At 37.8% G+C, this 22658-nt stretch carries 19 protein-coding genes; 15 read left to right on the forward strand and 4 right to left on the reverse strand.

Features of this window, described 5'->3' with window-relative positions; all coding sequences use genetic code 11:
• Window positions 1-63: 63 nt before the first annotated feature.
• The 4 genes from AC1P5O_RS00250 to AC1P5O_RS00265 form a co-directional block, all read right to left on the reverse strand.
• Window positions 64-1518 (reverse strand): capsule assembly Wzi family protein, encoded by a 1455-nt coding sequence (locus AC1P5O_RS00250; RefSeq protein WP_499005431.1) that lies wholly within the window; start codon window positions 1516-1518, stop codon window positions 64-66.
• Window positions 1519-1663: 145 nt separating this feature from the next.
• On the reverse strand, window positions 1664-3847 hold the full coding sequence (locus AC1P5O_RS00255) for a polysaccharide biosynthesis tyrosine autokinase (protein WP_499005432.1): 2184 nt from the start codon (window positions 3845-3847) through the stop codon (window positions 1664-1666).
• A 35-nt stretch (window positions 3848-3882) separates the two neighbouring features.
• Complete coding sequence (locus tag AC1P5O_RS00260) at window positions 3883-4311, reverse strand: low molecular weight protein-tyrosine-phosphatase (protein ID WP_005094751.1); 429 nt, start codon at window positions 4309-4311, stop codon at window positions 3883-3885.
• Window positions 4311-5414, reverse strand: coding sequence for a polysaccharide biosynthesis/export family protein (locus AC1P5O_RS00265; protein WP_499005434.1), 1104 nt, complete (start codon window positions 5412-5414; stop codon window positions 4311-4313). Before AC1P5O_RS00265 ends, AC1P5O_RS00260 begins: the two co-directional genes overlap by 1 nt.
• A gap of 562 nt (window positions 5415-5976) precedes the next feature.
• Here AC1P5O_RS00265 and AC1P5O_RS00270 point away from each other — a divergent pair.
• From AC1P5O_RS00270 to galE, 15 genes are all read left to right on the forward strand, one after another.
• Window positions 5977-7263 (forward strand): oligosaccharide flippase family protein, encoded by a 1287-nt coding sequence (locus AC1P5O_RS00270; RefSeq protein ID WP_499005437.1) that lies wholly within the window; start codon window positions 5977-5979, stop codon window positions 7261-7263.
• On the forward strand, window positions 7244-8110 hold the full coding sequence (locus AC1P5O_RS00275) for an ATP-grasp fold amidoligase family protein (protein WP_499005438.1): 867 nt from the start codon (window positions 7244-7246) through the stop codon (window positions 8108-8110). The genes AC1P5O_RS00270 and AC1P5O_RS00275 overlap by 20 nt, the downstream gene beginning before the upstream one ends.
• Window positions 8107-9276, forward strand: a complete 1170-nt coding sequence (locus tag AC1P5O_RS00280; RefSeq protein ID WP_499005440.1) for a nucleotide sugar dehydrogenase — start codon at window positions 8107-8109, stop codon at window positions 9274-9276. Before AC1P5O_RS00275 ends, AC1P5O_RS00280 begins: the two co-directional genes overlap by 4 nt.
• Before the next feature lie 2 nt (window positions 9277-9278).
• Window positions 9279-10133: a glycosyltransferase gene (locus tag AC1P5O_RS00285; protein ID WP_499005441.1), complete on the forward strand. Its 855-nt coding sequence runs from the start codon at window positions 9279-9281 to the stop codon at window positions 10131-10133.
• Window position 10134: 1 nt separating this feature from the next.
• Complete coding sequence (locus AC1P5O_RS00290; RefSeq protein ID WP_499005442.1) at window positions 10135-11007, forward strand: hypothetical protein; 873 nt, start codon at window positions 10135-10137, stop codon at window positions 11005-11007.
• Window positions 11007-12206 carry a hypothetical protein gene (locus AC1P5O_RS00295; protein ID WP_499005444.1) on the forward strand — a complete coding sequence of 400 codons (1200 nt, stop codon included), beginning with the start codon at window positions 11007-11009 and terminating at the stop codon, window positions 12204-12206. The genes AC1P5O_RS00290 and AC1P5O_RS00295 overlap by 1 nt, the downstream gene beginning before the upstream one ends.
• A 3-nt stretch (window positions 12207-12209) precedes the next feature.
• The gene (locus AC1P5O_RS00300) at window positions 12210-13337 is read left to right on the forward strand and encodes a glycosyltransferase family 4 protein (protein ID WP_499005445.1); all 1128 of its coding nucleotides are present in this window, start codon (window positions 12210-12212) and stop codon (window positions 13335-13337) included.
• Window positions 13338-13943, forward strand: a complete 606-nt coding sequence (locus AC1P5O_RS00305) for a sugar transferase (RefSeq protein WP_499005446.1) — start codon at window positions 13338-13340, stop codon at window positions 13941-13943.
• Entirely contained in the window at window positions 13933-14601 is a 669-nt protein-coding gene (locus tag AC1P5O_RS00310) for a NeuD/PglB/VioB family sugar acetyltransferase (protein ID WP_499005448.1), read from the forward strand. Before AC1P5O_RS00305 ends, AC1P5O_RS00310 begins: the two co-directional genes overlap by 11 nt.
• A 31-nt stretch (window positions 14602-14632) precedes the next feature.
• A complete protein-coding gene (locus tag AC1P5O_RS00315) occupies window positions 14633-15802 on the forward strand; it encodes a DegT/DnrJ/EryC1/StrS family aminotransferase (RefSeq protein WP_499005449.1) in 1170 nt (389 codons plus the stop codon).
• Between the two features lie 130 nt (window positions 15803-15932).
• On the forward strand, window positions 15933-17807 hold the full coding sequence (locus AC1P5O_RS00320; RefSeq protein ID WP_499005451.1) for a polysaccharide biosynthesis protein: 1875 nt from the start codon (window positions 15933-15935) through the stop codon (window positions 17805-17807).
• 13 nt (window positions 17808-17820) lie between these two features.
• Complete coding sequence (galU, locus tag AC1P5O_RS00325; RefSeq protein ID WP_499005453.1) at window positions 17821-18696, forward strand: UTP--glucose-1-phosphate uridylyltransferase GalU; 876 nt, start codon at window positions 17821-17823, stop codon at window positions 18694-18696.
• 24 nt (window positions 18697-18720) lie between these two features.
• Window positions 18721-19977, forward strand: a complete 1257-nt coding sequence (locus AC1P5O_RS00330; protein WP_499005455.1) for a nucleotide sugar dehydrogenase — start codon at window positions 18721-18723, stop codon at window positions 19975-19977.
• Window positions 19977-21644 (forward strand): glucose-6-phosphate isomerase, encoded by a 1668-nt coding sequence (gene pgi / locus AC1P5O_RS00335; RefSeq protein WP_499005456.1) that lies wholly within the window; start codon window positions 19977-19979, stop codon window positions 21642-21644. The genes AC1P5O_RS00330 and pgi overlap by 1 nt, the downstream gene beginning before the upstream one ends.
• Window positions 21637-22656, forward strand: coding sequence for a UDP-glucose 4-epimerase GalE (gene galE / locus AC1P5O_RS00340; RefSeq protein ID WP_499005457.1), 1020 nt, complete (start codon window positions 21637-21639; stop codon window positions 22654-22656). The genes pgi and galE overlap by 8 nt, the downstream gene beginning before the upstream one ends.
• Window positions 22657-22658: the final 2 nt, after the last annotated feature.

The following is a 22658-nucleotide window of genomic DNA, read 5'->3' on the forward strand; positions in this document are numbered from 1 at the left end:
TCAGTATTTTGGAAGGTATGGAAAAGTTGTCGCTATCACCCGAACTTGAGTGTTGAATAGGTCTTAATAGGAAAATAAGCCCTTTTCTAAGGGGAATTCGATACCAATTGATACACCGCCATCGTTACCGTGTACATCAGAGTCACCCACCCACCCATTCAGTTTAAGTGGAATATCTGGGCGTAGATAATGTGTCCAGGTTAGATCTAGCGCTTTTAATTCATCCTGCGCTGGAAAAGCTAAATTAGTAATGCCTCTATCACGTCGATTAGCTGCTTGATCAAATTTCGCAAATAGGATGCGTGTATTAACACGATTGAGATGATCCAAACGAATATCGCCACCTACAGACAGCATTTGACCATCACCACCTATGGCATGCGCCAAGGGATAACCATGCTGGTAAAAACCATCGGTGTAGTTGGTGTGATTATAGGAAATGCCTTGTGCTTTACCATTGGTACGGGTATCTGCCCATTCGGTATACAGTTGGAAAGGCATATTGTTATAACTTGATGAATAATCGATTCCAGCCAAATACATTTTTTTGGCCGGCAAGCCGCCTGCTTCATCTTCACCGACATATTGCGCATAGATACCCATCGGGACTTGCACGAGGGGATGTAGATTTAAGCGTGCATCAAAACCGGCAATTTGATTTGATGGATCAGGTTCACCTGTACTACCATTGTCTTTATTGCCAACAAAAGCATCCCAAAGTGAGCTCAGGCTTTCAGGCCGACCTTCACCACCCCATTGCATAGCACGCGATGCACCCAGTTCTAAATAAGGCAAGGGTTGTGCAGTGACACGTAAGCCAATCAGTTTGGCATCAGGCACAGCATCATAATCCTGCAACTGCCCTGCAAAAGCTTGATATTGCCAAGGTCCAATCCAAGCCAACCATTTGTTTGCAAAAGCATTCTGTTCGGCACGCTGCATCGTCACGCCATAGACAGGGCGGCTGGCATCACCACGAATTAAACTGCCATCATGTGCAGAACCCCAGTAGGTCGGGATCTGTCCAGCAATCAGCCATTGATTCCATAATTTTCCAGCGATATATGAGCCTTCAAGATTCAGATCTTGATCATTGTCAATCTGTAGGTCTTTTTCTGCATTCATACGAATTCTGGCATCCCAGTTCTCGTTACCCACATTTAACTCGATGCCTGCCTGATATTGTGCTTTTTGCTGATCGCCAAAGGCTTGAGGAATATTCTTTTGATCAGTTTCTGCAAATAAGGATGCTTTAAACAACTGGTTATTGGCATTCAAATGTGACAATACAGTATCAATGACTTTTTGCTGAGTATTATTGCTGATTTTAGCTTGGGCAAGAGCACGTTGAATTTCATCACCACTGATGGGCCAAGTCGACGTGCTCATTTGAATAACACCCTGCTGATTGAGCCAGTTTAAATCGGTGCGTAAGTTTTGGTCATTTAAAACGATGCCTTGTGCAAAGGCGAGGGAAGAACTTAATGCCAAGGTAGCGAGCAGTGTTTTGGATAACATTCTTGTATATTCTCAGGACTTTTAAACTATAACCACGATAGGTTTTTTAGTTGATTTTTTCAACAACAATCATTTGCAATAAATGTAAGGAAGGATAATTTCACACCCTGCTCAGACAGAGTGTGAAAGTCGAGTTTAGAATAGATTAGTCATTATCTTTATGTGCAGTATAGGCATAGGCATAATTATAACCATAGCTACCCGCTGCACCTTTTTGTATATCATTGAGAATCACACCATTAACTTTTACATTGGCCTGTTCAAAACGATTCACCGTAATTTCAAGTTCTTTAATTTGCGTTTTTCCATGACGGGCAATCAATAAATTGACCCCTGCATATTGCGCAATAATAATACCATCAGTCACAGCAAGGACTGGCGGAGTATCAATTAAAATATGATCAAAATGAGCAGATGCCTGATCCAGGAAAGCCTTGAATTTATCGGTACTTAACAGTTCAGACGGATTGACTGGACTCTTGCCGCGAGTAACAAAGAACAGGTTTTCTACAGTAGAATTTTGGACAATATCTTCATAGCTATTTTGAAGATTTAACAGTTCTGCTAAGCCAGGGCTTAGCTCTGCATTGAAATATTTATGCAAATAACCACGACGCATATCACCATCAATGACGAGTACCCGTTTTCCACCTTGCGCCAAAATGGTTGCAAGGTTAACAGTAATAAAAGATTTCCCAATCTCAGGGGCAGGGCCTGACAATGCAATCACATTATTGCTGGCATTCATTAAGGCAAAGTGAATTGCGGTGCGCATACTGCGCAAGCTTTCAATCACAATATCACCGCCGTCTTTCACTGCAAGAATAGGAATATTCTTTTTCTTTTTCAGCAGGTTGGTACGACTTTCTTGAATTAAAGAACGTGGTACGGTGGCATATACTGGCAGATCCAGCTCATTTTCAATCTGAGCAGCATCTTTAATGCCTGAACGCATCATATTACGTAACAGTGCTAATAATGTACCGAGGAATCCTCCCAGAAAAATCGACAAAATCAGGATTTGTAATTTCTTCGGTTTAATCGGTTGAATAGGTTCAACTGCAGTATCGACAATACGTACATTGCCAATTTCACCGGCTTTGGCAATACGAAGTTGCTGGTATGAATTGAGTAAACCTGTATATAGTTGCTGTTTGACTTCAACTTCACGGAATAATTGTAAGTACTGGCGCTGTAGTTCAGGTAAACGTTTTAAAGTCCCATCCAGCTCTGCAATTTTTTTATTGATTGCACCGAGTTGTGCATTCATTTGCTGCATCATGGGATGTTCATTGGTGTATTTGGAAGAAGCTTCTGCCACTTGCTGCTCTAGCTGGATTTTTTGTGTCTCTAAAGTAATGCTTTGGGTTAAATATAATTCCGATTCTTTGGTAACATCCACTGTATTTGCTTGTTGGCGGAAGCGGTTGAATTCACGCTCTGCAACATCAAGTTGTTGTTTTAATTCCGGTAATTGATTTTCAAGGAATTTAAGTGTCTGCGCAGTTTCTGCAGATCGACGTTCAATATTCTGTTGGCTATAAGCAGCTAGAATGGCATTCAGGACTTGAGTAATGTGCTGTTTATCTTCGCCTTGATAGTTAAGCCCTAAGACACCGGTCATCTTGCCTTTTTCAGCCACTGAGTAGTTACTGGTCAAAGACTGCATGGCAGCAGGCAAGCTTTGCTTTCGGATATTATACGTGGCATCGAAACGGTCTTGACTAAAGACACCTACTTTCCAAAGACCGTATTCAGATGAGGATTGACTGATCTGGTTTAGAGGTGCAGAAAAAACCACTTGTTCAGTTGTCTCATCAGTCAGGCTATATTTGCCTTCTTTAAAACTTAAAATTAAGTTTTTATCCTGGAAATATTGCGGAATATCAAACTGGCGAATATCGAAACTATTTCGATTGTCTTGAAACAATACTGATTTTTCTGAATACGTGGTGTCGTATTCATGTTTAGCCATTAACCGATTCCAGAAACTGTCTTCTGTACCAGATATACGAATATTTAAATTTAAATGGTTGATGACCTCACCGAGCACCAAACGCGATTTTAAAATTTCAATTTCAGCTTGAGCAGGGGATTTTTGCTCGATCATACTGGATAAATCACCCAATAAAGCAGCCGAAGTCCCTTTACTGTCTTCGACTTGTACCATAGCATCTACTGAATAGGTATCTGGCGTGGTTCTTAAATACAGTAAGGCACAGATCAAACTTAAAATAACGCACAGGGCAATCAGTTTCCATTGTGCAATCAAGGAAAAAAACAATTCCTTTAAGTCAATGGTGTCTTCGGTGTTGGCGGTTTGGCTCATAATTTAAATATCAAAAAGTGAAAAAATTAAAAAAATTAAATATATTTTTTCCAGTCAGCAATACAGTCTTGAATTAATTGACAGGTGTCATCAAAAAATGTTTGATCATGCTGATAAGGGTCGGCAATATTTTTACTTTGCCAATGCCCCAGTCTAAAGGTTTTACCTTTGGCAAATGGCCAGGTCTGTTCGATATGTTTTTGCTGATTCTGACTCATCACAAGAACTAGGTCAGCTTTTTTAATCAGCTCAGCATTGAGTTTTTTTGCAATATGCGCACTCATATCAATCTCAAAGCGTTGCATGCATAGACTGGCTTTTTCATCGGCTGCATGTCCAACCACACCCGCAATACCCGCAGACTCAATCTGTAAATGCGGATATTGCTGTTTTAAAAAGTATTCTGCCATGGGGCTACGACAAATATTGCCAATACAAACCACTAAAATATGATTGATTTTCATTAATTCCCCAAACGGTCTAAATTATACAAAGCATTTGAGAATGGGATAATCTGGTTGACGACACGCTGCCAGCGCGCCAAGCCAGAGGCATCAACATACACAATATCATTGCTGCGCATCTTAAACTGATTGGCCAGACCAAAATCAGCAATACTGGTCAAGTCCATCTGGTAGACTTCAGTGTGAGTAGTCGTGGGCTGACTACGCACCACATAAACCTTACTGCGACTGGCAGAAAGTGGATTAAGACCGAGACTTTCACCTAAAACATCACTTAAGCTCATGCCTTGATCACGCAATGCTAAAGATTGGTTTTTACCCGACTCACCCATCACATAAATTTTTTGATTTTCACGGTTGTTGACATATAACGTGTCATTTGGCTGGATCAACAAGTGATGCAGTGAAAGCCCTGCTTTTTCCAGTTCTACGGTATTTAAACTATATGAACGTCCCTGGCGTACTAATGTAATAGAGGCATTATCACCTTGTTGTGCATTCACACCACCTGCCATACCTAAAGCAGTATAAACACTCACAGGTTGGTCACTTAAGTAAAATTGACCGCCCTGCATTACGTTACCTTGTACTGAGTAACGCTGGCCTTGATAAGACAATACTCGCGCAATCACATCTGGGTTTTTCAGGTAACGTGATAATTGGCTGCGTAATTCACGATTGACTTGTGTCAGTGATTTCCCAGCGGCCTTATAACGGCCAATAATGGGAAACTGAATATAACCTTCTGAATCGATTTGGAAGCCACTGGCTTGAGCAGCTTGATCATTATTAATACTATTGCTAGGAGAGGTGAGTTCAGGATAAGCCCATAAATAAATTGACAAAATATCACCTGGGCTCAGGCTGTAGTTACGATGCTGTGTGTTAAACAGATGGGCATATTGTTGTTGAATATTCTGTACAGCAGGCTGAACAGCCATCATAGAATCTTGAGTGAGTTTTATGACATTTACGGTCGTACCGAGGTCGGTTTGAAAAACGCCTTCGCTAGGTAAGTCATATGTTTGTAAACCAGAGGTGACTGCACACCCTGTAGTAGCAATGCCACATGCCAATAAAGCAGTTAGTTGAAAGTGTCGCACACGTTTTCCCAGAGATTATTTTTAAATTTTAAAATTGAAGCTATTCTACCCAAGTTATTGACTATATACATAGCAATTTGTAACTATCTTCTGGTTTATGATAAAGCTGAATGGTATTAAAAATGTAAATGATTTTAATAGTTATAAATAAAATAAGTAATTCTTACAAAAAATATACACTATGCTATTTTTTAATAGGATTTGAGCACAAATCATAATAGAAATTTCATGGTTTTCTGCTAGTATGCCTGCCGAAAGATTTAATCTTCATAAGTACAGTACATAAATAAGGCGTTGAAATGCTATCTATAGTAAGCTCCAAAATTGAATTAGGGAAGCCAAGTGAGTGTTTTTTTTATTTAAAATTAAATGATTCGGATCATACAGCTTGGCAGGTGAATTCAAGAATGTCTTAGTTTTTTTAATTGAATGATTGAAAAATTATTATCATGCTAGTTTGAGTTTTTTGTACATGATCACTTTGAAGATATAAGCATGAATATGATGTATATGATAAATGACCACAATCTATATGGTCTAAATTTAGACATTGAAAAATTAAATGACAGTTACAAATATGTTTTTTGATAAGAAAATTTTTTCCAATTCGCTTTGGATGATGTTGGAAAAATTCTTAGGCATATTTGGGCTTATTTTTGTCAATTCGTATATGGCTAAATATATTGGACCTGAGAGCTTTGGTAAGTTAGCTTTTTCCACATCAATTTTTGTTTTTGTGCAGACTTTATCCTGGTTTGGTGCTCAAAATATATTGTTTAAACATTTTAGTAAAAATGTTCAATCAGGTATTCGTTTAGCAATATCAACACAGGTAATGCGTTGTTATATATATATTCTGACATCAGGTTGTGCTCTTATATATTTATGGTTTAGCAGTGATTGGTTAACCTTTGTATTCGGGGTGGGTAATTGTATCGCTAGTTACTTTATAATTAATGATATTTTTTCTATACATAATAATAGTCAGCTTATTTCAATTGTAAATGCTTTAACAAATATAACAGGTCTTATTTTAGCATTAACTTTACGGTTCTTTTTAGTTTATACTGAAGCTGAAGCTTATACAATGATTTTTCCTATTATTGTTTTGGCAATGGTTCCATATATATTAAGAAGATTATATTTTTTTAAAAATTATAAAGGGAAAAAAACTATAAGAAATAGGAATAAGTACAATAAATATATGTTTTTGACAGGGGGGAGTTTAGTCTTATCTACATTATCTATTGTCTTATATACTCAAATTTCAAATATATTTTTAGCTAAATTTACCTCATTTTCTATTTTGGGTGTTTATAATGTTGCTCTAACTCTTGGTTCGGCTTGGGGTTTTATCAATATGGCACTAATTACAAGTTATTTCTCAAAAATCTATTCAGAAAAAAATAAGTCTGTAGAGTTGTATTATTTAAGACAAATACACTGGTTGGTGATAATTATTACAGCATTTGTAATGCTGTGTATGTTTTTATTGGGATCATGGGTGGTTAATACTTTATATGGGATTGAGTTTGTTGACTCTATAAAATTACTACCGTTTATTGTTTTAGCAACTATGTTTTCTGCTTTGGGAACAATTAGTTATCGGTATATGATAAAATTAAATGGCTATAAATATTTATCTATTAAAATGATAAGTGTTAGCATGTTAAGTGTTCCTTTGTCCTATGGATTTATTCAGTATTATGGAATATGGGGAGCAGTTATGTGTTTTGTTCTGATAGAGTTTTTATCTTTAACATTAGCAAATTATTTTTTTAGAAATCAGGTTATTTTGAAATTACATCTTAGTTTAATAGGTTTGAAAAATGTTAAAAAATCTGTATAGGTTAATAATTTCTAAATTACCGAAAAAGTATCGTTTAGCTCTGACTTATTTTAGGACTTTTGGAGTCTTTCCAAATATTGAGAACCCTCAAAATTTTAATGAGAAAGTTTTAAATCGTATTTTGTACGATAAAGATTCTCAATTCTCTTTACTGGCAGATAAATATGCTGTTCGCGCATATGTTCAAGAAAAAATAGGCGAGGACTATTTAATTCCATTAATTCTATGTACAGAAAATCCTGATGACTTATATGGTATGGATCAATGGGAGAAAATTGTAATTAAGCCAAATCATGGTGCTGGTATGGTGAAAATTATTGATGATGTACCTTCTAGCAGAGAAAAAGATTATATTATTGAGCAAGCACAAAGATGGTTGAAACTTGATTTTAGTCAAGTGTGTGATGAATGGCATTATAGTTTAATACAGCCTAAACTGGTGGTTGAGCAGAAGATCACTTCAGAAGGGGAAGCATTGCGGGACTACAAATTTCACCGTTTTACAACGGATAATGGTGATTTTAAGCAGTTACTACAAGTAGTCGCAGAGCGATCAGAAAAAGGTTATGAAACGGTTTTTTTTGATGTCAATAATTTAGATTCTATTTTACATAGTCCCTTTGGTTTTCAATTGACACTCAACGCGTATGAGCAAATGAGGATCCGAGAGATTGTTAAGCTGAATGAAGTCCTATGTAATGAATATGACTATGTTCGATTAGATTGGTATATTACGCAACAATCAATTTACTTTGGGGAAATTACCTTTACCCCTGGCGCAGGAAGAAGTAAAAGCTTCGCAGGTAGTTTTGGGGAAAAGATCGGACAATTATGGGTAATGCAATGAAAAATATTACAGTAGTAGGAACAGGTTATGTCGGTTTGTCTAATGCTGTGCTATTTGCACGTCAGCATAAAGTAACAAGTTTAGATATTAATGAAAGTCGTGTAACTTTAATCAATCAAAAAAAATCTCCTATCGCTGATGACTATATTGAACAGGCTTTTCAAGAAGATAATTTAAATTTGAAGGCTACACTTGATAAAGTTCAGGCATATGAACAAGCAGATTATATTGTTATTGCAACACCGACTAACTATGATTCTGAGACCAATTATTTCGATACATCTTCTATTGAAAGTGTAATTGCAGAAATTCTACCATTAAATTGCACTGCAACTATTATTATAAAATCGACTATTCCTGTAGGTTATACAGCACAGATAAAAGCAAAATTTAAAACAGAACAAATTGTATTCGTGCCAGAGTTTCTACGTGAAGGCAAAGCTTTGTATGATAATTTATATCCATCACGTATTATCGTGGGTGAAAAGTCCGAACGTGCTGAAAAAATTGCCCAGCTTTATCTAAATGCGACAGTCGAAAAAAAAGCTCCCACTCTCTGTATGAATGCGACTGAAGCAGAAGCAGTTAAATTATTTTCTAATACGTATTTAGCTATGCGTGTAGCATATTTTAATGAGTTGGATACTTATTGTGCAAAACATGGTTTGAGTAGCTTGGATATTGTGCAAGGAGTAGGTTTAGACTCTCGGATTGGTCAGCATTATAATAATCCTTCATTTGGTTATGGTGGTTACTGTTTGCCAAAGGATACGAAACAGTTACTGGCTAACTATAAAGATGTACCACAGAATTTAATCCAGGCGATTATTCATTCAAATAAGACACGTAAACAGTTTATTGTAAAAGAAATTTTGAAAAAACGTCCAAATATTGTAGGTATTTACCGTCTGACTATGAAAGCGGATTCTGATAACTTTAGAGATTCTGCTATTCAGGATATTGTTCGTGAGTTAGAAGAATATAATATCCAAATTCAAATTTATGAACCAACTTTACAACAAGAAAAATTTGAACATTATTCTCTACAAAATAATTTGAATGAGTTTTTATCAAGTTCAGATATAATTTTGGCAAACCGGATGAGTGATGAGTTAAAGATTGAATCCAATAAAATTTATACACGTGATCTATTTGGTGAAAACTAATAATGAGCTTAAAGCAATTTAACCCCTTAGTAACAGTTTATATTCCTACTTATAATCGTGTGAAATTATTAAAACGTGCTGTAGAATCAGTGCGCCAACAAACTTACCAAAACTTAGAAATTATTATTGTGGATGATTGTTCTACAGATAGTACACATGAATATTTAGAAGATATAAGTAAGCAAGATTCACGTATTCGCTATTTTATAAAAGAAAAAAATAGCGGTGCTTGTGTGAGTCGAAATATTGCGATTAAAAATGCAAAAGGAGAATTTATTACAGGGCTTGATGATGATGATTATTTTTTAGAAAATAGAATCAAGCTATTTGTAAATAAAGTATTAATAAATAGTGAGGTAGGAATTTTTTCTAGTAATATCATGAAAATATCTGAGGGTAAATTTGTTAAGCCAAAAGAAACTAATATATTTAAAATAATGGGGGTTAAATCAGCAAAAAAAATTTTAAAACAGAATTTCATAGGTAATCAAATTTTTTTAAAAACAAATGTTTTGAGAGAAGCAGGAGGATTTGATGAAAATTTAAAGGCATGGCAAGATTTAGAGTGTTGGTATAATCTAATAAAGAAAAAAAATATAGCTTTTAAATATTTAAATATTCCGACTCAGGTAGTCGATATCAGTCATAATCATGAAAGAATCACTACCAAACGAGTAGAAGATGTAATTAAATCTTATGATTTTTTTGTAAAAAAACATAATTTGAATAAAGTTGAAAGTTATATTTTGAGTGGACAATTAATAAATTATTGTCCAGATAACTTTAAATTTATAAAAAAAATTAGTCTATTCTTATTAACTTTTCAGTTTTTTTATTTGAAAAGGATTTGGAAATAAAATGTATATTGGTATCACAATTTCCAAAAATGCTTATACTCCTGAAGCATATGCATATGAAAAATATCTAAAGTCGATGGGACATGATATTCAATTGGATTATACTCTAGATCCAAATAATGATATAAATATATATTTTATGGGTAGTAGACCATTCTGGGAAAAAAATAATGGTCGGGCGAAAGAGATTCATGAGTATCAAAGTCTTTCTACTCCTCCGTATGCAAGGTTAAAGAACTATACAAAAAAGATAATAAATCGAAAACCTAACGGAAGAATTTTTTTAAACGATATTGTTTGTGATGGAATGAGTTTTAGTGATGATATTCCTTTCATTTATAGAGATATGGGGGTAGATGAGGATTTTTTTCAAAAGTGTAGTGAAAATCCCACTTACGATATTTTATATTGTGGATCAATTTCAGGTAGACATGGTTTGATAGAAACCTTATTAAATTTGTCAAAAAAATATAAGATTATTGTGGTTGGAAAAATCACATCTGAAGAGGAGAGGGTTTTTTTAAGAAGTGGAATAGTCTGCTTGGGACAAGTCTCAAGAAAAGAATTACCAGAAATTTATAGAGATGCATATTTTGGCCTCAATTATACTCCAAATATTTATCCTTATAATGTTCAAACTAGTACCAAAACATTAGAATATTTAGCATCAGGGTTGAGAGTGATATCTAATAAATATGCGTGGTCAAGTGAGTTTAATGATACATATAAGTCTAATTTTATATGGCTGAATAACCAAGGAGATATAGTTGATGTCGGTTTTAATATAGCATCAAATCAATCATATGAAGAATTTATGTGGGATAATATCCTGAAAAAATCAAATTTTGAAAAATTTTTAGGAAGTTTTCTGTAATGAAGATTGGAATTTATCGTCTTAATAATTTTATAATTTATTCGACTATCTTCTTTATGTTATCTTCATTAGTTACTAAGCTTTTTTTATATAAAAATTATCCTATTTTTTATTATTTTTTTGCTTTGTTAGCATTTCTTTCATTATTAATTAATTGTAAATATTTTTTTAATAAGAGTTGGGAGTTAAAATTCTTTTTTCCATTCATTTTAATGTTAATTTCTATATTGTTATATTATACGTTTTCTGAAATTTTATGGGATACTAATAATATTAATTCATTATCATATATTTTTGATATCCTTCTGAATGGCCTTGTTTGGTTTTTTATAGGTTGTGCATTATATTTTTTTGATTTTTCTAATAAAAAAATATTTTTTCCATTGATTGTTTCTTTAATTTTATTTTTTTCTATTGTTGTGAATATGAATGGTGGTTTTTTTATTGACTATTACACATTGAGACAATCTATACAGGATAACTCTATATCACATCTACACTTTGGCAACTTTTTTGTTCTTATAATTATTATTTCATTCTTACTCGCAAAAAAGAATTTCAAGCTGCCTATATTTTTTCTAGGTTTAATGGCTCTTTTTGGTATTGGTGGTAGAAGTAATTTCTATATTTTTTTACTTACAATAATTTTAATATTATTGTTTTTTTTAAAAAAAATTATAATTAAAAACTCAAAAAAAATTTTTATAATATCTTTTCTTTTTATTCTTATAGTTTGTAGTATGGATACTAATATTGGTGTTGATACTATTGGAAGAATGGCTATTTCAAAGGACACTATGGATGAGGATGATTCTTATTTGGCGAGAATTGATTTTCTAAATTTTGCTATTTCTAAACTAGATAGTAATTTTTTATATGGTGACCCCAATATTTTAATAAAAAAATATGGTTATATTAATAGTTATGCTCATAATCTACTAAGTGCATGGCAGTTTTTTGGGTTCTTTACATTTTTATCAATAACTTTATTATTGATTTACTCATTTTTTAGAATCTCATTAGCATTATTTGAAAATCGATCTTATTTTTATAATGAAAATTTTATGCTTGGTTTTTTTATATTAATTTATATGACATTCTCTTTGATTCTAACTAAGGGAGTATCCTTTACATTTTTATGGTTGGGTTTTGGTTATATAATGTGTCAAATTTCTTTTTTAAATAAGAAAATGGTTTAACTTATGAAAATTGTAATTATTGGTACGACATCATCAAGCATGTGCGGTTTTCGTCTAGACTTGATTAAAAAAATGTGTTCCGAAGGTCATCAAGTTTTTACTCTAGTTACAGATGAAAAATATGATAATTTTCTTTTATTAAAAAATATTGGAGCACAGCCTATTTTTTATGATTTTAATAGAGGTGGACTAAACCCATTAAATGATATTATTTCAACAGTAAAACTTATTAAAATAATAAAAAATATTTCTCCAGACTTAGTTTTATCTTACTTTACTAAGCCAGTGATTTTTGGTACCTTGGCTGCAAAAATAGCTAAAGTGTCGCGTGTAGTTGGTATGCTTGAAGGTTTAGGCTATACTTTTACAGAACAACCTGAAGGCTTAAGTAAAAAAACACAACTAATTAAAAAAATACAGGTTTTTTTATATAAAATAGCTTTGCCACAACTTGATCAGCTTATTTTTTTGAATCCTGATGATCCAAAGGATTTAATACAAGAACATGTGATTAAAGTAAAGAAGGTAGAAATTTTGGGTGGAATAGGTTTAAATTTAGATAAGTATAAATATTCTGAAAATTTAAATTCGGATATATCCTTTATTTTTGTTGCACGATTATTGGCTGAGAAAGGAATTCATGATTATATAAAAGCTGCTAAAATTGTAAAAGCAAGATATCCCAATATTAAATTTACTGTATTAGGTGCAATTGATAAATTAGCTTTAGGTAGCCTTAAAGAAGAAGAGCTACAAGATTTAATACAAACTAATATTATTGAATATCCTGGATATGTTGATAATGTTGCTGATTGGATTAAGAAAGCAAGTGTATTTGTTTTACCTTCTTATTATAGAGAAGGTGTACCACGTAGTACACAAGAAGCAATGGCAATTGGTCGTGCTATTATTACGACAGATGTACCTGGCTGTAGAGAAACGGTTAATAATGGTGTAAATGGTTTCTTAGTACCGAAGTGGAATCCTCAAGCATTGGCTGAAAAGATGATTTATTTTATAGAACATCCAGAACAAATTCGCATTATGGGAAATGAAAGCCATAAAATAGCAATCGAAAAGTTCGATGCGGAAAAAGTGAATCAAAGATTAATTAAAATTTTAGGTCTTTAAATGTTAAAACGCCTTCTCGATATTATCATTGCTTCAATTGCACTAATTCTATTGTCTCCTCTCTATTTTTATGTCGCTTATAAAGTACGCAAAAATCTAGGCTCTCCTGTTATTTTTCGTCAGGTTCGTCCAGGTTTAAATGGTAAACCATTTGAGATGATTAAATTTCGTACCATGACAGACGAGCGAGATGAGAAAGGTAATTTATTACCAAATGAGCAACGCTTACCAAAATTTGGAAAAATGTTACGTTCAACGAGTCTTGATGAAATGCCGGAACTTTGGAATGTGATTAAAGGCGATATGAGTATTGTTGGGCCACGACCATTACTTATGGATTATTTACCTTTATATAATGAAGAACAGGCTAAACGTCATAAAGTACGTCCTGGCATGACCGGTTATGCACAAGTCAATGGTCGTAATGCAATTAGTTGGGAAAAGAAATTTGAACTTGATACCTGGTATGTAGAGAACCAGTCAATCTGGCTCGATTTTAAAATCATGTTTCAAACAGTAAAAAAAGTATTAGTTAAAGAAGGCATTAATCAGTCTGAAGAAGTAACGATGACGCGCTTCCTAGGTAATAAAAAAGATGGGCAGTAGTTTAAAATATTTATACGCAATTTACGGTGCAAGTGGTTTTGGTCGTGGGGTCATGCCGCTTGCACGAGAACAGTTGATTGCTGAAAATGATCAAAACTATGAGCTTGTATTTATTGACGATGGTGAAGTACAAGATCAAATTAATGGTCATCAAGTTTATAGCTTTGAAGCTTTTCTTGAGTTAAAAGCTGCTGATAAATATGTGACGATTGCAATTGCTAATAGTGGTATTCGAAAGAAACTTACTCAAAAAATTGATTTATATAACTTAAAGCACTGGTCAGTAAGTGCATCTACGACTGTTTGTATGGATGAAGTACAAATAGGTGAAGGTGCTATTTTATGTAATTACGTGCATTTTACTTCTAATATCAAGGTTGGTAAATTTTTTCATGCGAATTACTTTAGTTATGTAGCGCATGATTGCATCATTGGTGATTATGTGACTTTTGCCCCTGGGGTGAAATGTAATGGCAATATTCATATTGAAGACCATGCCTATATTGGTACGGGTGCTGTGATCAAACAGGGCACACCAGATCAACCTTTAGTAATTGGCAAAGGGGCAGTGGTGGGCATGGGCGCTGTCGTCACCAAAAGTGTGCCACCGGGCGTGACGGTCATCGGCAATCCGGCACGGATTTTAGAGAAAAAATAAGTTTTTAAATTTTAAAAATTCAGGAAACATCATGTTAAATACTGCATTTGAACCATGGCCAAGTTTTACCCAGAAAGAAGCGGATGCGGTTTCCCGGGTTTTATTGTCGAATAAAGTCAACTACTGGACAGGGCAAGAATGCCGTGAGTTTGAAAAAGAATTTGCCCAGTTTGCAGAAACCCAGTATGCAGTGGCTTTAGCTAATGGAACCGTGGCACTCGATGTTGCTTTAAAAGCCTTAGGCATTGGAGCAGGGGATGATGTAATTGTCACCTCACGCACCTTTCTGGCATCGGCCAGTTCGATTGTGACGGCTGGAGCAAATCCTATTTTTGCTGATGTTGAGCTGGATTCACAGAATATTTCTGCTGAAACCATCGAAGCAGTACTGACCCCAAATACCAAAGCGATTATTTGTGTGCATCTGGCTGGCTGGATGTGTGATATGGATCCGATCATGCAATTGGCACAGGAAAAAGGCCTGTATGTGATTGAAGACTGTGCACAGGCACATGGCGCAAAATACAAAGGCAAGTCGGCTGGTTCCATCGGTCATATCGCAGCCTGGTCGTTTTGTCAGGACAAGATCATGACCACAGGCGGTGAAGGCGGTATGGTCACCACCAATGATGAAGAGCTGTGGAAAAAAATGTGGTCTTATAAAGACCATGGCAAGAATTTTGATAGCATCTATAACAAGCAGCATCCACCGGGATTCCGCTGGTTACATGATTCATTTGGTACCAACTGGCGCATGATGGAAATGCAGGCGGTGATTGGACGTATTCAGCTCAAAATGATGCCGGAATGGACTGCAAAACGCATGGCCAATATGGAAAAAATTTATGCTGCATTTGCAGACAGTCCATATTTTAGCGTGCATCGCCCATCCGATGAGTATGTCCATGCCGCATATAAATGTTATGTGCAGGTCAATACAGATCGGTTGCCTGAAGGCTGGTCACGTGACCGGATTATGACAGAGATGAATGCCTTGGGTGTGCCATGTTTTAGTGGATCTTGTTCCGAGGTGTATTTGGAGCATGCTTTTGATGGTACAGCATGGCGACCGACACAGCGTTTGCAAAATGCGCAAAAACTGGGTGAAACCAGTTTGATGTTCTTGGTCCATCCGACATTAACAGAAAATAATATTCAAACAACTGAATCTGCCATCCAGCAGATCATTAGTCGCATATAATCTAATCATGATTCAATCACGTAGAATGCACCAACAGGTGCATTTGATAAATTTACCCAAGTTTCAATTTAGTCATTCTAATACCTAAATTGGATTGAAACTTATAAGTACTATTGAGAAGACATATCACGTGAAGTCCATCATCCTGCCTTTAGTCGAATCTCCACGTTCAGCAAAACTCGCATTTTTAGTCATTTTAGACTTTTGTATTTTCTCTGTTCTAATCTGGCTGTGTTATGCCATCCGCCAGTTTGACCTCGGCGCAGAAGTTGTACCCAATATTCCTTTTGGTACGGTTTGGGTCAGTGCTATTGCTGTATTGGCTCTATTTCTCTGCGGTGTATATCGCTTTATTGTGCGTACCTTCAATGAATTTTTTATTGTTAAACTGGGTTTGGCAACGATCTTATCCGTGATTGGCCTGTATTTATTGGCTTATAGCACCCATGCCTTTATTCCGACATCCATCCCGTTGATGTTTGGCTTTATGATGTTTGCCTGGGTCTGGTTTAGCCGAGGTTTTATCCGTTTTATCGTGCGTTATTATTTACAGGCCGGAGTGCCTAAAAAACGGATCGCGATTTACGGCGCTGGGAATGCAGGGCAGCAGGTAGCAGCCACCTTAAATCGCTCCAATGAGCATGTGCCAATTATATTTATTGACGATAATCCGTCTTTAAATGGCCAAAATATTGGTGGGATTCAAGTTTATTTACCAGATATTGCCTTGAAATATCTCCCTAAATTAAAGATTAGTGAAATTTTGATTGCACTGCCCTCAGTCGGGCGGATACGTAAAAGTGAAATCATCAAGTTTTTAGAACCGGCTCATTTAAAAATTACCGAGATTCCCGGCCTGACTAAACTGGTCGATGGTGAAATTAGAATTTCTGATATTCAGGAAGTGGATATTATTGACCTGCTGGGCCGCGATCCGGTACCTCCGGTGGCAGAACTTTTAGCCAAAAATATTCAAGATAAAGTGGTGATGGTCACAGGTGCAGGTGGCTCAATTGGTTCTGAGCTTTGTCGCCAGATTATTAAAAACCAGCCGGCCAAAATTATCATTTATGAACTGACAGAATTTGCTTTATATAGTATTGATAAAGAATTACGTCTTACAGCATCATGTGACATTATTCCAATCCTGGGCTCAGTATTGGATGAACGCAAGCTGGAGCGGGTGATTGAACAATATGAGATACAAACAGTTTATCATGCAGCGGCTTATAAACATGTACCTCTGGTGGAGTGTAACCCATTAGCAGGCCTGAAAAATAACGCGGTGGGAACGGCATTTAGTGTCAATGCTGCGGTGAAAAAAGGTGTCGAAACCTTTGTGCTGATTTCAACCGATAAAGCGGTACGTCCAACCAATGTGATGGGTGCGACCAAGCGCATGGCAGAGCTGTATTGTCAGGCCATGGCAGAAGCTCAGGATCAGACCCAGATCAGTATTGTCCGCTTTGGTAATGTACTGGGTTCTTCAGGCTCGGTGGTACCGCTATTTAAACAGCAGATTGCCAAGGGTGGGCCAATTACCGTGACCGATCCCGAAGTGACCCGTTTCTTTATGACCATTCCGGAAGCCTCGCAGCTGGTGATTCAGGCTGGTGCCCTAGGTACTGGCGGAGATGTATTCTTGCTGGATATGGGCGAACCGGTACGGATTCAGGATCTGGCACGACAAATGATTTCACTCAGTGGACTTAAAGTCCGTGAAGAAAAAAATCCAAATGGCGATATTGAAATTCAATATACCGGCTTACGTCCGGGTGAAAAGCTGTATGAAGAACTGCTGATTGATGAAGAAAATACAGAAATTACCTCGCATAAGCGTATTTTGAGATCAGTCGAGAAGCATTATCCATTGGCAGAAATCCTGGAGGTCTTTAAACGGATGCATGAACTTTCAGCGACCCAATCCGATATTGAATGGGCATTGGCGCAGCTGGAATACTATGTCGATGGTTATGTCCGTGGCAACGAAATTCAAGTGAACTAGGTTATTTATAGATATGATTAAGAAAGCAATTCTTCCTGTGGCCGGCCTTGGTACGCGTTTTTTACCGGCCAGCAAATCGATTCCCAAAGAAATGGTCACTGTGGTTGATCGTCCGGCGATTGAATATGTGGTCCGTGAAGCGGTAGCCGCCGGGATTGAACAAATTATTTTGGTGACTCATTCTTCAAAAGCATCGATTGAAAATTACTTCGATCGTAATTTTGAACTTGAAACCACGCTTGAGCAAAAAAACAAAACCGATTTACTCAAAGAAATTACTGAAATTCTGCCTAGCGGTGTAAGTATTATTAGTGTACGTCAACCGCAGCCTTTGGGCTTAGGTCATGCAGTACTCTGTGCCAAAGCCGTGATTGGCGATGAAGATTTTGCGGTATTATTACCAGATGTGCTGGTCAAGGATCAGGATCCGGAAAATGATTTGTCACGCATGATTCAGCGCTTTGTACAGTCTAAAGCTTCACAAATTATGGTAGAAGCAGTGCCTGAACATCTCGTCGACCAGTATGGCATTGTTGATGTTGCGGCATCACCTGAGGAAGGGGAAAGTATCGTCATGCAAGGGATCGTCGAGAAACCGGCAGTGGGGACGGCACCTTCAAATCTGTCTGTAGTCGGACGTTATATTCTGCCAGCAAAAATCATGCAGCTTTTAGAACAGACCCCACGCGGGGCAGGCAATGAAATCCAGCTAACCGATGCGATTGCCATGCTGCAGCAAGCCGAAGCTGTAGAAGCCTATCGCATGAAAGGCCAGACCTTTGACTGTGGCAGCAAGTTAGGTTATCTAAAAGCTGTTTTACATTATGGTATAGATCATCCTAAACTCGGTACCGAGTTTAAAGCATTGATTCAGGAACTGGCTTTGTAAGAAAAAATAATAAAAAGGAATATCATGAAAGTTGCAGTATTGGGAAAAACCTTATTTTCCGGAGTCATTTCAGCTCTTTTATCTGAATGTGGTCATCAGGTGGTCTGGTGTAATAGCTTCAGTAGCGATGATCCGGCACGGACTTATTTTCAGGATGAAGTACTGCAGGCCTTGTTGCAAAAACAGGAAAAATCCGGCTTTTTAAACTGTTGTGATTTTCAGCATCTGGATTTCAATCAGGAGGCTTTTTTCTTTAGTTTTAATGCAACTGAAGAGCATATGGCATTGCAGATGCTGAATACCATCAGACATGCCTGTTTTGCTCATCCCAAACTAATGATCAATGCCTCGACTTTTGGCTTGCATGGAACCCAACGTTTTCAGCAACTTCTGCCGAATGATGACTGGATTTACCTGCCAGATATCATTCAGGAAGGCAATGCGATTCGAAGTTTTATGCAGGCCAGTCAGCTGATAGTCGGCTGTGACCAACCGGATGCACAGCTTAAAATCAGAGAGCTGTTACGGCCCTTATTCCCGCGTGCGCAGCAGTATCTGTTTATGCCGGTACTGGATGCCGAATTTACCAAACTGAGTATTTCCGGCATGCTGGCCACCCGGATCAGTTATATGAATGATCTGGCCAGTGTAGCAGAAAAACTTGGCATCGATATTGAGCAGGTACGTCAGGGCATGGCGGCAGATAACCGGATTGGTTCTGCCTATCTGTTCCCAGGCGTTGGTTTTGGTGGAGAAAATTTCTCACATGATATTCGTACTTTAACACATGCGGTTGCAGATTCAGGGGTGAAAAACCAGCTGTTAGAGCAGGTCTGGGAAATTAACGAACAACAAAAAGAATTGCTGTTTCGCAAGCTCTGGAATTATTTCCGTGGCGATTTACAAGGCAAAGTGGTGGCGATTTGGGGCGCAGCCTTTAAAGAAAATACCCCGAGCATCCAGCAATCTCCAGTGCATGCCATGCTGACCGCATTATGGGCGCAGGGCGTGACAGTCAAACTGCATGATCCACAGGCACTGGCCAATATTGAAAAGGTCTATGGCGCACGGGAAGATTTAATCCTGTGTGAAGATCAATATCAGGCTGTCGAAGGTGCAGATGCCTTGTGTCTGATGACGGCTTGGAAACAGTATGGCAGTCCGGATTATCCTTATCTGATTAAACTGATGCAGCATCCACTGATTCTAGATGGGCGTAATCTGTATGATCCGGCTTATATCAAGGCACGTGGTTTTAATTATATTGGGGTAGGACGTTAATGTTGAGCCAGTTTAATCCAGATCCAAATCCTGAAATGATGTATCAGAAACTCGCCTCGAGCAAACAGCAACTTGATGCGGTCCATCTGCGAGAACTTTTTGCTGCAGATCCCCAGCGTTTTAACCAGTATTCGATCCAGTTTGAGCAAGTGGTCTTTGATTACAGCAAACACAGAATCAATGACGAGGTGGTGCAGGGCCTGATTGAATGGGCGGATGCACAGAACCTCAGATCTTGGATTGGATCTTTATTTTCCAATCAGGCAATCAACTATACCGAGCAGCGTGCAGCCATGCATTGGGCCTTACGCTTACCGGCACAGGATCAGCAACATGCCGATCTGGCCGCTGATGTACATGCGCAACTTGAGCGTATGTATGCCTTGGTAGAGCAAATTCATGCCGGACAGCGTCGTGGTGCCACCGGTGAAGTGATTCAGGATGTGGTCAATATTGGTGTCGGTGGTTCAGATCTTGGCCCTCTAATGGTCACCCATGCCTTATCGGATTTTAAATACCAGTCTGCCCAGCCACTCAATGTGCATTTCGTCTCGACCATGGATGGCAGTCAGCTGTCCGAGTTGTTGCATCAACTGCGTCCGGAAACCACGCTATTTATTATTTCGTCCAAATCATTTGGCACGATTGATACTCTGACCAATGCCCAGACAGTACGCTTGTGGCTGGAAAAAGCCTTGGGTCAGCATCCCTATATTCTGAAGCATCATTTTATTGGAGTTTCTACCAAGCCGGAAAAAATGACGGCCTGGGGAATTGCTCCGGAAAACCAGCTACTGTTGTGGGATTGGGTCGGTGGTCGCTATTCACTGTGGTCCTGTATCGGATTGCCGATAGCACTGAGTATCGGCATTGACGGTTTTAAGCAGCTGCTGGCCGGTGCCTATGCGGTCGATCAGCATTTTCAGTATCAGCCTTTTGAGCGCAATATTCCGGTGTTGATGGGGCTCTTGGGTGCATGGAATAACAATTTTCTGGATATTCAGACCCATGCGATCCTGCCTTATGATGGACGACTGAAATACTTTGCTTCTTATTTGCAACAGCTGGAAATGGAATCCAACGGTAAATCGATTCAACGTGATGGTGGAAAAGTCCAGCTGGATACCTGTCCGATTATTTGGGGCGAAGTGGGACCGAATGCACAACATGCCTTTTATCAGCTCCTCCATCAAGGTACGCAGTCAGTGAGTTGTGACTTTATTGCGCCGGTCAAGCGCTATAACAGTCAGCAATATACCTATGCAGACAGTGCCGAAGCGCTGGTGGAACAGCATCATTTAGCCCTGTCTAACTGCTTGGCGCAATCACGTTTATTGGCCTTTGGTAATGAGGCTTTGGACCAAAAAGAATTAGAGAGTTTGCCAGCCTATAAACAGTATGAAGGCAACCAACCGAGCAGTACGCTGTTGATGCAAGAGCTGAATCCTTATAGTCTGGGTATGCTGATTGCTCTATATGAACATAAAGTTTTTGTGCAATCGGTGCTGTGGAATATCAACCCATTTGACCAGTGGGGCGTGGAAAAAGGCAAGGAAATTGCCAACCAGTTGCTGCCTATTTTGAATGGTGAACAGTCTGAGCTAGGTGATCTGGATGGTTCAACTCAAGGTTTAATTAACATTTTATTAGGGAAGCAGCATGGCTAAAATTCTGGTAACGGGCGGGGCAGGCTATATTGGTTCGCATACTTGTGTTGAGTTATTAAATGCCGACCATGAGGTGGTGGTTTTAGATAATCTGTGCAATAGCGCTGCTGAGTCTTTGAATCGGGTGCAACAGTTGACCCAAAAAAGCCTGACATTTATTGAAGGGGATATCCGTGATGCTCAATTATTAGATCAGGTATTTCAGCAACACTCGATTGAGGCCGTGATTCATTTTGCCGGTCTGAAAGCGGTCGGAGAAAGCCAGCAAATACCATTAGCTTATTTTGACAATAATATTGCCGGTTCAATCAGCCTGGTTCAGGCCATGCAACGCGCACAGGTTTTTAAACTGGTGTTTAGTTCCTCAGCAACGGTCTATGGCGAAAATAATCCTTCACCTTTAAATGAAGAGATGCCTACCGGAATGCCGACCAATAACTATGGTTATACCAAGCTGATTGTTGAGCAGCTCTTAGAAAAGTTATCTGTGGCGGATGAACGTTGGTCGATTGCCTTATTACGTTATTTTAATCCGGTCGGCGCGCATAAAAGTGGCCAGATTGGGGAAGATCCACAAGGTATTCCCAATAACCTGATGCCTTTCGTGACTCAAGTGGCAGTCGGTCGTCGTGAAAAGCTATCTATTTTCGGTCATGATTATGACACGGTGGATGGGACTGGTGTGCGCGATTATATACACGTAGTCGACTTAGCCAATGCACACTTATGTGCCCTCAATAATCGTTTAACTGCGCAAGGTTGCCGTGCCTGGAATATTGGTACAGGTAATGGAATTTCAGTGCTGCAAGTTAAAGATACTTTTGAGCAAGTGAATGGTGTTGCGATTGCATTTGAATTAGCCTCTCGTCGTGAAGGTGATGTGGCCACTTGTTTTGCAGACAATGCACGGGCAGTCCAAGAGTTGGGTTGGCAACCTCAGTATGGTTTAGAGGATATGCTCGCTGACAGCTGGAACTGGCAGAAGCAGAATCCGAATGGCTATGGAAAATAAAC

This window comes from Prolinoborus fasciculus (genome assembly GCF_056724605.1).

Coding starts and splice junctions, on each gene's coding strand:
- AC1P5O_RS00250 (WP_499005431.1), bottom strand. CDS start 1,518: ATGTTATCCAAAACACTGCTCGCTACCTTGGCATTAAGTTCTTCCCTC.
- AC1P5O_RS00255 (WP_499005432.1), bottom strand. CDS start 3,847: ATGAGCCAAACCGCCAACACCGAAGACACCATTGACTTAAAGGAATTG.
- AC1P5O_RS00260 (WP_005094751.1), bottom strand. CDS start 4,311: ATGAAAATCAATCATATTTTAGTGGTTTGTATTGGCAATATTTGTCGT.
- AC1P5O_RS00270 (WP_499005437.1), top strand. CDS start 5,977: ATGACAGTTACAAATATGTTTTTTGATAAGAAAATTTTTTCCAATTCG.
- AC1P5O_RS00275 (WP_499005438.1), top strand. CDS start 7,244: ATGTTAAAAAATCTGTATAGGTTAATAATTTCTAAATTACCGAAAAAG.
- AC1P5O_RS00280 (WP_499005440.1), top strand. CDS start 8,107: ATGAAAAATATTACAGTAGTAGGAACAGGTTATGTCGGTTTGTCTAAT.
- AC1P5O_RS00285 (WP_499005441.1), top strand. CDS start 9,279: ATGAGCTTAAAGCAATTTAACCCCTTAGTAACAGTTTATATTCCTACT.
- AC1P5O_RS00290 (WP_499005442.1), top strand. CDS start 10,135: ATGTATATTGGTATCACAATTTCCAAAAATGCTTATACTCCTGAAGCA.
- AC1P5O_RS00295 (WP_499005444.1), top strand. CDS start 11,007: ATGAAGATTGGAATTTATCGTCTTAATAATTTTATAATTTATTCGACT.
- AC1P5O_RS00300 (WP_499005445.1), top strand. CDS start 12,210: ATGAAAATTGTAATTATTGGTACGACATCATCAAGCATGTGCGGTTTT.
- AC1P5O_RS00305 (WP_499005446.1), top strand. CDS start 13,338: ATGTTAAAACGCCTTCTCGATATTATCATTGCTTCAATTGCACTAATT.
- AC1P5O_RS00310 (WP_499005448.1), top strand. CDS start 13,933: ATGGGCAGTAGTTTAAAATATTTATACGCAATTTACGGTGCAAGTGGT.
- AC1P5O_RS00315 (WP_499005449.1), top strand. CDS start 14,633: ATGTTAAATACTGCATTTGAACCATGGCCAAGTTTTACCCAGAAAGAA.
- galU (WP_499005453.1), top strand. CDS start 17,821: ATGATTAAGAAAGCAATTCTTCCTGTGGCCGGCCTTGGTACGCGTTTT.
- AC1P5O_RS00330 (WP_499005455.1), top strand. CDS start 18,721: ATGAAAGTTGCAGTATTGGGAAAAACCTTATTTTCCGGAGTCATTTCA.
- pgi (WP_499005456.1), top strand. CDS start 19,977: ATGTTGAGCCAGTTTAATCCAGATCCAAATCCTGAAATGATGTATCAG.
- galE (WP_499005457.1), top strand. CDS start 21,637: ATGGCTAAAATTCTGGTAACGGGCGGGGCAGGCTATATTGGTTCGCAT.